Below are 12,326 nucleotides of genomic sequence, written 5' to 3' on the forward strand. Positions count from 1 at the left end.
CGTTTCGTGTTTTGGTGTGTTGACGATCATCAATCGTCACGAAGAATGCGCTCCCCTTCTTGCTCCACGCTCTCAAACTGACCGCGGTACACCGCCCACCACAGGGCCGCCAGAATCGCCAGCACCAGTGCCACTGAGAGAGGAACGAGTAAATACAGAATGTCCATCAACGGACTCCAAAAAGCGGGGGCGCAGCCGGCGCAGTCACAGCACGCTGTGCACTTTCAGCCACTGCATCCGAGGTATGCAAAACAGGTAATTGCCGGGTCAGGCGCGCCGCATTGAGCACCACCAGCAGCGAGCTCAGCGCCATGCCCAGCCCGGCCAGCCAGGCTGGCATCCAGCCCATCACCGCCAGGGGAATACTCAGCGCGTTGTAGCCGGCGGCCCACAGCAGGTTCTGGCGCACGATGCGCAGCGTCTTGCGCGCCAGCAAGGTGGTCTGGGCAATCAGCCTCAGGTCATCGCCCAGCACCACAAAATCCGAACGGGACTGCGCCAGCGGCACGGAGCGGCCAAAGGCAAAGGACACATGGGCGCCTGCCAGCACCGGGCCATCGTTCAGGCCATCCCCCACCATGGCCACATGCCGGCCCTGGGCCTGCAGCGCCCGCAGGGCATCCAGCTTGTCTTCCGGCGAGCACTCGCCTTGCACATGGGCAATGCCGGAGGCGCGCGCCATCTGTTGCACGGCCGCGTCGCGGTCGCCGGAAAGCAGGTGGATCTCCATGCCAGCCTGCGCCAGCGCGGCCACGGTAGCCTGCGCTTCGGGGCGCAGACCTTCACTCAACTCGAGAAAGCCCCAGGGCTGCACGGCCGCATTGCCCTGCTCGGCCGCCAGATACACGCACTGGCGGCCATCCTGGGGCTGGCCCTGACCTGCAAACGTCCAGGACCCCAGGCGCAGCGCATGCACCACGCCCTGCGGGTCCTGCACCCGCGCACGCATGCCGGCACCGGCCACTTCCTGCGCCTCCAGCAATGTCCAGCCCGGCGCATCCGCCGCCTGTTCACGCGCCGCCTGCACCACGGCCCGCGACACCGGGTGCACCGACTGCGCACCCACCAGGGCCGCCAGCGCCAGCACCGGTGCAGCTGTCTGCCCGGCAGCAGGCTGGACCTGCAGCACGCGCATGCCGTCCTGCGTCAGGGTGCCGGTCTTGTCGAAGACCAGGGTATCGGCCTCGGCCAGGGTTTCCAGGGCCTGCAGATTGCGCACCAGCACCCCGTGGCGCGCCAGGCTGCCCGCCGCCGACAGCATGGCCACCGGCGTCGCCAGGGACAGCGCGCAGGGGCAGGTCACGATCAGAATGGCCACCGCCACCATCATGGCGTGGCCCGGGTCGCTGGGCCACCAGTACACGCCGGCGGCCAGTGCCGCCAGCATCACCACCACCAGGAAGGGCTTGGCCACACGGTCCGCCAGCTGCGCCAGGCGCGGCTTTTGCGAAGCCGCGCTTTCCATCAACTCCACGATCTGGGCAAAGCGAGTCTGCGCGCCTACCATGTCGACGGCCACTTCGACCGGGCCACCCAGGTTGAAACTGCCGGCCGTCACCGTATCGCCCACCACCTTGCGCACGGCCGTGGACTCCCCGGTCAGCAGCGCTTCATCGGCGTGGGTCTGGCCGTGCACCAACTGTCCATCGGCGGGAAACGCCTCTCCCGCCAGCACCCGCACCACATCGCCGGCCTGCAGCCGGCGCACCGTCACCCGTTCCCAGCCGCCATCGGGCAGGCGGCGCTCCACGCTGTCGGGCAGGCGGTTCATCACCGCCTCCAGTGCACCGGCCGTCTTGTCGCGCAGGCGCAACTCCAGCCAGCGGCCGGACAGCAGGAAGAACACGAACATGGTCAGCGAGTCGTAATAGACCTCTTTGCCGAACGGGCCCGCCGGATCGAAGGTGCCCATGGAGCTGACGACAAAGGTGATCAGCATGCCCAGCGCCACCGGCAGGTCCATGCTGATGCTGCGCGTGCGCAGATCGCGCCACGCACTGCGAAAGAAAGGGCCGCAGGCAAACAGCACCACGGGGATGGAGATCACCCACGAAGCCCAGCGCAGCAGGGTTTCCATCTCCAAGGTCAGATCGCCCGGCTTGGCGTCATAGGCCGGCCATGCGTACATCATCACCTGCATCATGCAAAAGCCGGCCACCAGCCAGCGCCACAGTGCACGGCGGTTTTCGGCTTGGCGCAGTTCGCGCGCATGGGCGTCGCGCGCAGGCAACACCCCGTAGCCCGCCTTCTGGATGGCCGCCATCCATTGCGAGGGGCGTACCAGAGAGGGGTTCCACTGCACCTTGGCGCGGTGGGTGGAGCCGCTGACATCGGCCCGTTGCACGCCGGGCACGGTGCGCAAGGCTTCCTCGATGGTCAGCGCGCAGGTGGCGCAGTGCATGCCGCCCAGCACCACGTTCGATTCCCAGAGGGGAACCTGCAGCGGATCGGCGACGTCGGCCTGCGCAGCGGGCGCACCTGCAGGGCGCCCGAACGAGCCCCACTCCAGCGGATCATCGAGCAGGGCGATGTTGCCGGGGACCTCCAGGCGGCCTGAATCAAGCACGGTCCGCTCCATTGCCTGCGATGGATTCAGGGTTTCGTGGGACATGGTTCAAGCGTAATGGGCGCGATGATAAGCGTATTGATGTGCATCAAGACCACCCTTGGCGATCGCTCTAAGCTTTGACCTGTCCACTTGCCATTAAGGAGATAACTCATGTACGAACGCATTTTGGTGGCCACCGACGGCTCCCCCCTTTCCGACAAAGCTGTCGCCAACGCCCTGTCGCTGGCCAAGCTCTGTGGTGCCTCGCTGGTGGCCTTGAAAGTGGTTCCCCGCTATCCGCGCAGCTATCTGGAAGGTGGTGTCACCGTGGACAACGCCGAAATCAAGCGCATCGAGGCGCAGTGGGCCGAACAGGCGCAAGCCATGCTGGACAAGGTCAAGGCCGAAGGCAAAGCCGTGGGCGTGACGGTCAAGACCAGCATTGCCAAGTCCGACCTCGTGGCCGAAGCCATCATGTCGGCAGCCACCAAGCAAAAAGCCGACCTGATCGTGATGGCCTCGCACGGCCGCAAGGGCCTCAAGCGCCTGCTGCTGGGCAGCGAGACGCAGCATGTTCTCACGCACTCGCAGATTCCCGTGCTGGTGCTGCGCTAAGGCGCAGACCCCTGCTGGGTCGCTAATGCGGCCTTAATGTGACAAAGGGGCCGCATGCGGCCCCTTTGGTGCTTGTTTATTGCTTGTTTATTGCTTGCTTCGTGCAGGTTGTTCGGTGCTTGCTTTGCGGCAGTAGCAGCAGCAGCAGGCTGCGGCGATGCCGCCACACACCCTGCACCCCGTGCACCACACCCGGTCAGAACTGCGGTTTGCGCTTTTCCAGAAAAGCGTGGATACCTTCGCGGTGTTCCGCATCATCGGCATAGGCATAGGGCTGCACCACCGCCGGCACCCCGCCCTGGGCCAGGCTGCGCATCGCCTGTTTGTTCAGGCGCGCCGCCAGTGGCGACAAGGCCGCCACCTTCTCGGCCGTGGCCTGCACCACGGCGTCCAGCTGCTCCGCAGCCACCACCGGTCCCAGAAAACCGTGCTGCGCCATCTCGGCGGCAGAAAACACGGCCGCTTCCAGCAGCATGCGGCGCGCCACCATGCTGCCCACTTCCCGCCCGACCAGCTCCAGTTCGCGGGGCGCCATCGGAAAGCCCAGCCTGGCAATCGGTGCGCCGAATTTGGCGTCCTCGGTCGCCACGCGCAGATCGCAGCAGCTGGAGATTTCCACCCCGGCCCCCATGCAAGCACCGCGGATCGCGGCCACCACCGGCACCGGGCAGTCCAGCAAGGCCTGCAAGCCGCCCCAGACTTCGCTTTCGTGGAAATGCGTCAGCTGCGCCTCGTCAAAGCGAAAGCCCGGGTACTCGGCGATATCGCCACCGGCGCAAAAAGCCGCGCCCTCCCCTTGCACCACCAGGCAGCGCACATCGCTGCGGGCATTCACGGCCTGCAGGGTCTCGCGCAGCGCCACCCACATGGCGCGCGACATGGCATTGAGCTTGCCCGGGTGGTCGATGCCCACACGCCAGATGCCGGCATGCTGCGGCTGCGCGCTCCAGGGGCGCAGCGTGATCTGTCCTGTCATGGTGGTGCTTTCGGTATCTCAGGGCCGCGCCGCTGCGCCGGTCTCCCGCACAATGCGCGCCCAATGCTTCATCTCGTCCTGGAGAAACTGCTTGAATTCCGGGCCGTACAGCCCCGGCCAGGTGGCCCCCATGGCCCGCCACTCCTTCTGCACTGCGGGCGCCCCCGCCATGCTGCGGAACACCTCGATGGCCCGCGCCTGCACGGAAGCAGGAGTGGCTCTGGGGGCAAAAATGCCATACCAGGGCATGGACTGGAAATCGTCCAGGCCCAGCTCGTGCGCCGTGGGCACATCGGGCAGCAGCGGCGAACGCTGCGGGCCGGTGACGAACACCGCCCGCAGCCGGTCCGCCTGCAGGTGCGGCAGAGCCGACGCCAGCCCGTCCAGCATCAGCTCCACATTGCCTTGCGCCACATCCAGCATGGCAGGCCCCGAGCCCTTGTAGGGCACATGCTCGAGCAAGGCGCCAGTCTCGAGCTTGAACCATTCACCGGCCACATGGTTGGAGGTACCAATGCCCGCGGACGCATAGCGGTAGCGCTGGGGCTTGCGCCGCAGCTCGGCCAGCAGCTCGGGCCAGGTGCGCACATTGAGTCGGCGCGGGCTGACCAGCAGCACCAGCGGCATCTGCGCCACCAGCGCCAGCGGCGCGAAATCCTCGTACAGGTCCACGTCCAGCTGCAGCTGCACCGCGCGGGAGGCCAGCATGCTGACGCCGCCCATCAACAGGTGCGAACCATCGGCCGGGGCTTTGGCCACGTAGGTGGCGCCGGCCGTGCCGCCGCCACCGCCGCGGTATTCCAGGCGCATGGGCTGACCGGTCTCCCGGGCGAACTGGCGCGCCATGGTCTTGCCCAGCAAAGAGGAATTGCCGCCGGCCGGAAACGGCACGGTCAGCTCCACCTCCTGCTGCGGCCAGCGGCCCACAGCAGGCGGCAGCGGCGCGGTTTTTTGCGCCCACGCCGGGGCGACGGTACCGATGCCTGCGGCGCCCAGTGCTCCCAGCAGCTGTCGACGCAGGCGATCTAGCTCAGGCATGCATCCACCCCATGGTCATTTACCCTTGCACAGAGATTCCATCTCGGCCGACACCGGCAGTTTGCCCTGCGCCAGCAGGGCGCGGTGCTTGTCCAGGCGCTTGAGGTCGTACAGGTAGTTGACCATCAAGCCGAACGCCTGCTTCATACCCTTGGTCGATGGATCGCCACCCCAGTTCAAGCGCTCCACCCGGGCGCCGTTGCCCAGGTGAAAGCGTGCCACCGGGTCCAGCGGACGGCTGTCCTTGACCTCCTTGGCCAGGTACTGCGCCGCGCACCAGGCCAGTGCCTTGCGCAGCACGGCATCTTCCTTCCACTCCAGCGCACCGTCGGCGGCAGCAATCAGGTCGGCCACCTTGACAGGGGCCTGCGTCTTCAGCGCCTTGGCCACTTCCTGGTGGCGCTTGTCGTCCCACTGCGCCAGCAGCGCATCGCCCTGCTTGGACAGCCAGCCACGCAGGCCGGGAATGGGCGAGAGCGTGGCGAAATGCTTGAGCTTGGGGAACTCCGCCAGCAGCGTCTCGACCACATGCTTGATCAGCGAATTGCCGAAGCTCACGCCACGCAGACCGGTCTGGGTGTTGCTGATGGAATAGAAGATGGCCGTGGTGGCCTTGGTCAGATCCACCGGCGCGGCCGTTTCGTCGAGCAGGGGCGTGATGCTGGCGGCCATGTGGTCCAGCAGCGCCACCTCCACAAAGATCAGCGGCTCGTTGGGCAGGCGCGGGTGAAAGAAACCGTAGCAGCGGCGGTCGCTGTCCAGGCGGTTCTTCAGATCAGCCCAGCTGCGGATATCGTGCACCGCCTCGTACTGGATCAGCTTTTCCAGCAGCGAGGCGGGCGAATCCCAGCTCAGGCGGCGCAGCTCCAAAAACGCCACATCGAACCAGGTGGAGAACAGGTATTCCAGTTCGGCATCCAGGGCGGCAAAGCGCTTGTCGCTCTTGGGCAAGGCCAGCAGCTCGGCACGCAGGTCCACCAGAAAGCGCATGCCGCCTTCGGGCACGGAAAAGCGCTGCAGCACCCGCGTGCGCGCCGACACCAGCGCCTTGCGCAGGGCAATCTCGGCCTGGCCTTGCTCGGTGGGGGTCTTGGCTTTCTCGTACTGGGCGCGGGCCGCTTCGATGCGCTGGGCATCCGGGCCAAACAGTTCACACAGCAGCAGCCACAGGTCCTGGCGCTGCGCGGCGGTGGCCTGTGCGTACCAGGCCATCACCTCTTTGGCGTGGCGCGCGCCTTCGACCTCGCTGACCTGCTCATCGGCCGCAGCACGCAGATCTTCCAGCAACTTGCGCAACACATGGGGAGGATTGGCTTCGGCACCACGGCGCAGCGTGGCTTTGAGGCGCTGCGCCAGCGGGCGGACGGTGTCGGCACCTGCTTCGGTAGCCGGGGGAGATTTGCGCAGCAAGGACATGCTGCGCGAGAACCATTCGGAAGCAACGTTCATGGAGGCGATCCTGCGAGGCATTGGCTGTAGCGCACCACCACCGCTTTTGCATGCGGGGCAATGCGCGTATCCATTATGGGTGGCAGATCGGCAGCGTAGCGGTCACTTCGGAGGCAAGTCCGCAACACTACCTACGCCGTCATCACTACCACAACCATAGCATCTTACGCAGGAACAGAGCGCCCCAGAAACAAATTAGGCAACAAATTGTCGCCAAGCGGTCACAGCTTCTGCGGCAGCGGCTGGGTGCGCTCCGACCAGAGCCACAGCGCCACGCCAGCCACGATCATCGGCACGCACAGCCACTGGCCCATGCTCATGCCCAGCGACAGCAGACCCAGGTAATCGTCGGGCTCGCGGAAGTACTCGGCAATGAAGCGGAAAGCGCCATAGCCCAGCAGGAACACCGCAGCCACCTGCCCCTGGCGGCGCTCCTTGCGTGCATACAGCCACAGCAGCACAAACAGCAGCAGCCCTTCCAGCAGGAACTGGTAAATCTGCGAAGGGTGGCGCGGCTGCATGGAACCGCTTTGCGGGAACACCATGGCCCAGGCCAGATCCGGGCTGGCAAAGCGACCCCACAGCTCGCCATTGATGAAATTGCCCAGGCGCCCGGCCGCCAGCCCTGTGGGCACGCAGGGCGCCACAAAGTCGGCCACCTGCAGCCAGTGGCGCTTGCGCGAATGGGCAAACCACAGCATGGCCCCCACCACCCCGAGCAGACCGCCGTGGAAGCTCATCCCGCCTTCCCACACCGCAAACACCTGCAGCGGGTTGGCCAGGTAGAAGCCGGGCTTGTAGAACAGGCAGTAGCCCAGACGCCCGCCCACGATCACCCCCAGAACACCCAGGAACAGGATGTCTTCCACATCCTTGCGCGACCAGGCGGTCTCGCTCTGCATGCGGTTGAACGGCGGGTGGCGCAGGCGGCGCGTGCCCAGCCAAAAGAACAGCCCGAAGGCAGCCAGGTAGGTCAGGCCATACCAGTGGATGGCCAGCGGCCCCAGTTGCAGGGCCACGGGATTGATCTGGGGATACATCAGCATGGCGGCCATTGTGCCGCAGCGCTGTAACCCCATGGGCCACATCCCGCACTGCCCAGCCGCAGCAATGGCCCGATGGGAAAAAAGACAGCGGTTGGCACAGATTGGCAGAAAAGGTGGGAAGCATGTCCTTGCAGCCACCTGCCAGGCACCGCACACTGCCGCCATGCCTGCCCACACCAACGCCCCGGCCCTGCCCGCCACCGACAGCCACCAGGTGCTGTGCCTGCTCTACCCGGGCGTGATGAGCCTGGATGTGACCGGCCCCATGCAGGTGTTTGCCACGGCCAACGACGAACGCGCCCGGCATGGCCTGCCGCCGTACTACCGATTGGTGTTTGCGGCCCAGGCTGCGGGCCCGGTGGCCACCACGTCCGGGCTGCGGCTGCATGCCGACTGCGGCTGGCGCGATGTGCCGCTGCACCCTGCCACCACCGTGCTGGTCCCGGGCGGGGATGGTGCCGACGCGGCCGCTGCCGACCGTGCGCTGCGCGACTGGCTGTGCCATGCCGCCACGCAGGTGCAGCGCCTGGGCTCGGTCTGCTCCGGTGCGCTGGTGCTGGCCCATGCCGGCCTGCTGGACGGCGTGCACGCCACCACACACTGGCTGCGCATGGCCCAGTTGCGCCAGTGCAGCCCGGCCAGCCAGATCGACAGCGACTGCCTGCACACCTACAACCCGGCACACCCGGTCCAGTCGCGGCGCTTCACTTCGGCCGGCGTCACCGCCGGCATCGATCTAGCGCTGGCCCTGGTGGAGGCCGATCTGGGCCGCCCCCTGGCGCTGGCCGTGGCGCGCCATCTGGTGATGTTCATGCGCCGCCCCGGAGGACAGGCCCAGTTCAGCCCCCTGCTGGCCCCCGAGACGCAGCACGCCCCCCGGCTGACCCAGCTGCTGGAATGGATTCCCAGCCAGATCGCCCAGGACCTGACGGTGGAACAGCTGGCCGCCCAGGCCTGCCTGCCACCGCGCACGCTGGCGCGCGTGTTCCAGCGCGAGCTGGGCACCACCCCCGCCCGCTATGTGGAACGCGTGCGGCTGGAAGCCGCCACCGCCCTGCTCAGCCAGCGCCAGGCCTCCGTGGCGACCGTGGCACGGCTGTGCGGCTTTGGCCACCCGGAGACGCTGCGCCGCAGCTTTCAGCGCCACCTGGCCATCAGCCCGCAGGCATTTGCCGAACGCTTTGGTGCGGGCTGAGCCCCCTTCACTCCATAGCTCCCTCCTCCTGTGCGATAGCGGCGGTCCCCGGACTGCCGGGCTGCCGCATCCCTGCCTTTCCCTGTTTCCGGAGATTTCCCCCATGTTGCTGCCACACCGCTACCCCACGCTGGCCGTGCTGAGCACTGCCCAGGCCCTGTACTGGAGCTGCTCCATCATCGGCATCACACTGACCGGCCTGGTGGGCCAGCAGTTAGCCCCCTGGCCGCTGCTGGCCACCTTGCCCCTGGCCCTGCTGGTGACCGGCAGCCTGTTGACCGTAGGACCGATGGCCCGCTGGATGGCCCGGCATGGCCCGCGCCAGGGTCTGCAGCGCGGTGCGCTGCTGGGCGTGGCGGGCGGTCTGGTCTGCACCGCCAGCATCCACTGGCACAGCTTTGTGCTGCTCAACCTGGGGGTGCTGCTGGTGGGGGCCTACCAGGCATCGGCCGGCTACTACCGTTTTGCGGCATTGGAAGGCGTAGACCCGGCCCACAAAGGGCGTGCAGCCGCCTGGGTGGTGGCCGGCGGCATTGCAGCAGCCCTGCTCGCCCCCACGCTGGCCTTGCACAGCCGCCACCTGCTGGCCACGCCGCTGGCAGGCGCCTACCTGGTGCTGGCCTTGCTGGCCGCCACGGCCTGGGCCGTGCTGCAAGCCATGCCCGTCTCCCGCACCCCACCCCCATCTGCTGCACCGGTGGCTGCGGTGGCAACGCAGACTACGGCCTCGGTCATGGAGCATGCAGCCATCACCACCCGCCGCACGCTGTGGCAACGCCCGGCCATCCGCCAGGCCCTGCTGCTGACGGCGTGCGCCCACGGGCTGATGATTCTGGTGATGAATGCCACACCGCTGGCCATGCACGGCCACGGCCATGGGCTGGAGGCGTCGGCCCACGTCATCCAGTGGCATGTGCTGGGCATGTTCGTGCCGTCGCTGTGGGCCGGCGCGGCGCTGGACCGCTGGGGCGCCCGCCGCGTGGCGGGCCTGGGCGTGGCCCTGCTGGCAGCCAGCGCCTTCTGTGCGCTGACCGGCGAGTCACAGTCGCAGTACCTGGCCAGTTCCCTGCTGCTGGGTGCGGGCTGGAACCTGCTGCTGCTGGCCGGCACCACCTTGCTGACCCAGGCTTACCGGCCCGAAGAACGCAGCGTGGCCCAGCCGATGATGGAATGGAGCAACAGCGCGGTGGCGGCGAGCATGTCGCTGGCATCGGGCGTGCTGGTGCAGAGCCTGGGCTGGCAGGCGGTCAACTGGGCCATGCTGCCGGTGCTGTGCGCCATGGCCTGGTGGCTGCGCCCTGGCGCGCTGGCCATGCCTGCCCCTCTGCGCACCCCGTGATCCCGTGCCTTCGCCACCCCACGGGCCCGCTGCCCATCCCCAATGCGAATGCGAGTGCTTAGCGCCCGCATACAGAACGGATTTGCGTGGGAATTCTCCTGCACCGATTTGGGAAAGCCTTGCAGACGCAGGATACTTGGTCTATTACCACTCTCACAGAAGAACAATATGCAAGGCCATCCCGAAGTCATTGACTGCCTGAAAGAACTGCTGCGCGGCGAGCTGGCAGCACGCGACCAGTACTTCATCCACTCCCGCCAATACGAAGACCAGGGCTTCCAGCGCCTGTTTGCCCGCATCGGCCATGAGATGGAAGAAGAGACCGTGCATGCGGACGCCATCCTGCGCCGCATCCTGTTCCTGGGTGGCAAGCCCGACATGCGCCCCCACGCTTTCGAGGCGGGCGACACCGTGGAAGCCATGCTGCGCAAGGACCTGGCCGTCGAGTACCAGGTGCGCAACAACCTGCGTGCCGCCATGGCCCTGTGCGAACGCCACGCCGACTACCAAACCCGCGACCTGCTGCTGGCCCAGCTCAAGGACACGGAAGAGGACCATGCCTACTGGCTGGAAAAGCAGCTGGGTCTGATCGAACGTGTCGGCCTGCCCAACTACCTGCAAAGCCAGATGGGCGAAGTGGCCTGAGGCCAGGACACCGCCGGACTTCCCGCCCGGCGCCCCCTGCACAAAGCTCCCGATCCGGGAGCTTTTTTTATGCCCGCAGATCCGGTTCAAGCCGCTCTGGATGGCGCGGCCGCTGCAGCCATCCGCAGATGGCGCGGCACCACGGAACACCGCTTACTGGGTGGCGTCCATCACCCGCTCCTGCTGCACCAGCTTGCGCACTACGGCGGTGGTCTGCACCACCATCTGCTGCAACTGAGCGGGCGTTCCCCCCAGAGGCTGCACACCCAGCTGGGCCAGCCTGGCGCGCAAGGCGGGTTGCTGCAGCGCCGCATTGGCCGCGGCATTCAGGCGCGCCACCACCGGCTGTGGCGTGCCGGCCGGCACCACCAGGCCAAACCAGGTGATGGCCAGGCTGTTGAGCTCGGGATAGCCCAGTTCGGCCAGGGTCGGCACCTGCGGCAGTGCAGGCACGCGCGCCTCGGCGGCCACCGCAAATGGTTGCAGCAGGCCGTTCTGCAGATGGGGGGCCGACGACGGGTACTGGTCGCTCAGCATCTGCGTTTCCCCGCTGAGAACGCTTTGCACCACCGGCCCCATGCCCTTGTAGGGAATGTGGCGCAGCTGCAGGCCCAGATCGCGGTTGAAGGCCGCCAGAATCAGATGTCCCACCGAGCCCACGCCCGATGAACCCACCGCCCAGCGGTCGCCCTGGGCCTTGGCCGCGCGCACAAAGCTGCTGAAGTCCTTGACCCCCAGCTCGGGCCGGACCGCGAACACCGACGCAATCGATGCCAGCGGCAGCACCGGCGCCAGGTCCTTCAGCGGATCGACCCGCACCTGCGGCAGCACCACCGGGTTCACCGCCAGGGTGCTGATGGAGCCCAGGCCCACGGTATAGCCGTCGGGTGCCGCACGGGCGACGGCCTCAGCCCCCACCATGCCACCGGCGCCGGCCTTGTTTTCCACCACCACGCTCTGCCCCAGCGGCGCATGCATGGCCTCGGCCACCAGGCGGGCCACGATGTCGGTCGATCCGCCCGGGGCAAACGGCACCACCAGCTTGACCGGCCGCTGCGGATAGGCCGGCTGCGCAGCCGTATCGGCCCAAGCCCCGCCCTGCACCGCACACCCCACAAGGCCCAACACCCCGGTCACCACGGCCCGGCGTCTGTTTCTGCTCCACCCACTGCTCACCACAACTCCTCGGCGCAACGCTGCGCGCAGCCCATTATCGATGTCTCGCAGGTGACATATTTCCATGACAGCCCATACCCGGACGGTCGCCCATGGAAAGCCATCGTCCTGGCGCACCGCCCTCAGCCAGACTGGTGACAGAGCGGCCCTGTGGCGGGATCGTGACGCACGACCATCGCGCCCACACACCGCCGGCAGATAGGCCCACCGCTCGCGCAATGCACAACGAAAGAAGGCAGCGCGCACAGAGACCCGTGAGTGCCTGGATTGGCGGTGCGGAAAAACCGGGGCGGCCGCCA

General features: G+C 67.2%; 11 protein-coding genes. 4 read left to right on the forward strand and 7 right to left on the reverse strand.

Features of this window, described 5'->3' with window-relative positions; all coding sequences use genetic code 11:
• Positions 1–29: 29 nt before the first annotated feature.
• Positions 30–167, reverse strand: coding sequence for a cbb3-type cytochrome oxidase assembly protein CcoS (gene ccoS, locus QM470_RS07465; protein ID WP_279999227.1), 138 nt, complete (start codon positions 165–167; stop codon positions 30–32).
• A complete protein-coding gene (locus QM470_RS07470; RefSeq protein ID WP_502846814.1) occupies positions 167–2,611 on the reverse strand; it encodes a heavy metal translocating P-type ATPase in 2,445 nt (814 codons plus the stop codon). Before QM470_RS07470 ends, ccoS begins: the two co-directional genes overlap by 1 nt.
• 108 nt (positions 2,612–2,719) lie before the next feature.
• Between QM470_RS07470 and QM470_RS07475 the strand changes: the two genes are divergently transcribed.
• A complete protein-coding gene (locus QM470_RS07475; protein ID WP_066535476.1) occupies positions 2,720–3,163 on the forward strand; it encodes a universal stress protein in 444 nt (147 codons plus the stop codon).
• Between the two features lie 196 nt (positions 3,164–3,359).
• Here the strand turns inward: QM470_RS07475 and QM470_RS07480 are convergent, their stop codons facing one another.
• The 4 genes from QM470_RS07480 to lgt all read right to left on the reverse strand — a co-directional run bounded on the left by QM470_RS07480 (position 3,360) and on the right by lgt (position 7,681).
• Positions 3,360–4,139, reverse strand: a complete 780-nt coding sequence (locus QM470_RS07480; protein ID WP_283338758.1) for an enoyl-CoA hydratase/isomerase family protein — start codon at positions 4,137–4,139, stop codon at positions 3,360–3,362.
• Positions 4,140–4,157: 18 nt separating this feature from the next.
• Positions 4,158–5,177, reverse strand: a complete 1,020-nt coding sequence (locus QM470_RS07485) for a Bug family tripartite tricarboxylate transporter substrate binding protein (RefSeq protein WP_066535488.1) — start codon at positions 5,175–5,177, stop codon at positions 4,158–4,160.
• A 15-nt stretch (positions 5,178–5,192) separates the two neighbouring features.
• Entirely contained in the window at positions 5,193–6,626 is a 1,434-nt protein-coding gene (locus QM470_RS07490) for a malonyl-CoA decarboxylase (RefSeq protein WP_283338759.1), read from the reverse strand.
• Positions 6,627–6,847: 221 nt separating this feature from the next.
• On the reverse strand, positions 6,848–7,681 hold the full coding sequence (gene lgt, locus QM470_RS07495) for a prolipoprotein diacylglyceryl transferase (RefSeq protein WP_283338877.1): 834 nt from the start codon (positions 7,679–7,681) through the stop codon (positions 6,848–6,850).
• Between the two features lie 154 nt (positions 7,682–7,835).
• Between lgt and QM470_RS07500 the strand changes: the two genes are divergently transcribed.
• The 3 genes from QM470_RS07500 (at position 7,836) to bfr (ending at position 10,851) form a co-directional block, all read left to right on the forward strand.
• Positions 7,836–8,867, forward strand: a complete 1,032-nt coding sequence (locus QM470_RS07500) for a GlxA family transcriptional regulator (protein WP_283338760.1) — start codon at positions 7,836–7,838, stop codon at positions 8,865–8,867.
• A gap of 103 nt (positions 8,868–8,970) precedes the next feature.
• Positions 8,971–10,206, forward strand: a complete 1,236-nt coding sequence (locus QM470_RS07505; protein ID WP_283338761.1) for an MFS transporter — start codon at positions 8,971–8,973, stop codon at positions 10,204–10,206.
• A 168-nt stretch (positions 10,207–10,374) separates the two neighbouring features.
• Positions 10,375–10,851, forward strand: coding sequence for a bacterioferritin (gene bfr, locus QM470_RS07510; RefSeq protein ID WP_280010610.1), 477 nt, complete (start codon positions 10,375–10,377; stop codon positions 10,849–10,851).
• A 153-nt stretch (positions 10,852–11,004) separates the two neighbouring features.
• Here the strand turns inward: bfr and QM470_RS07515 are convergent, their stop codons facing one another.
• Positions 11,005–11,955 carry a Bug family tripartite tricarboxylate transporter substrate binding protein gene (locus QM470_RS07515; RefSeq protein ID WP_283338762.1) on the reverse strand — a complete coding sequence of 317 codons (951 nt, stop codon included), beginning with the start codon at positions 11,953–11,955 and terminating at the stop codon, positions 11,005–11,007.
• Between the last annotated feature and the right edge of the window lie 371 nt (positions 11,956–12,326).

This window comes from Comamonas sp. 17RB (assembly GCF_030056555.1).
Lineage (GTDB): Bacteria > Pseudomonadota > Gammaproteobacteria > Burkholderiales > Burkholderiaceae_C > Comamonas > Comamonas terrigena.

Excerpts from the sequence above, each read along its gene's own strand:
- ccoS (WP_279999227.1), bottom strand. The coding sequence starts at position 167 with ATGGACATTCTGTATTTACTCGTTCCTCTCTCAGTGGCACTGGTGCTG.
- QM470_RS07480 (WP_283338758.1), bottom strand. The coding sequence starts at position 4,139 with ATGACAGGACAGATCACGCTGCGCCCCTGGAGCGCGCAGCCGCAGCAT.
- lgt (WP_283338877.1), bottom strand. The coding sequence starts at position 7,681 with ATGGCCGCCATGCTGATGTATCCCCAGATCAATCCCGTGGCCCTGCAA.
- QM470_RS07485 (WP_066535488.1), bottom strand. The coding sequence starts at position 5,177 with ATGCCTGAGCTAGATCGCCTGCGTCGACAGCTGCTGGGAGCACTGGGC.
- bfr (WP_280010610.1), top strand. The coding sequence starts at position 10,375 with ATGCAAGGCCATCCCGAAGTCATTGACTGCCTGAAAGAACTGCTGCGC.
- QM470_RS07490 (WP_283338759.1), bottom strand. The coding sequence starts at position 6,626 with ATGAACGTTGCTTCCGAATGGTTCTCGCGCAGCATGTCCTTGCTGCGC.
- QM470_RS07500 (WP_283338760.1), top strand. The coding sequence starts at position 7,836 with ATGCCTGCCCACACCAACGCCCCGGCCCTGCCCGCCACCGACAGCCAC.
- QM470_RS07505 (WP_283338761.1), top strand. The coding sequence starts at position 8,971 with ATGTTGCTGCCACACCGCTACCCCACGCTGGCCGTGCTGAGCACTGCC.
- QM470_RS07475 (WP_066535476.1), top strand. The coding sequence starts at position 2,720 with ATGTACGAACGCATTTTGGTGGCCACCGACGGCTCCCCCCTTTCCGAC.
- QM470_RS07470 (WP_502846814.1), bottom strand. The coding sequence starts at position 2,611 with ATGTCCCACGAAACCCTGAATCCATCGCAGGCAATGGAGCGGACCGTG.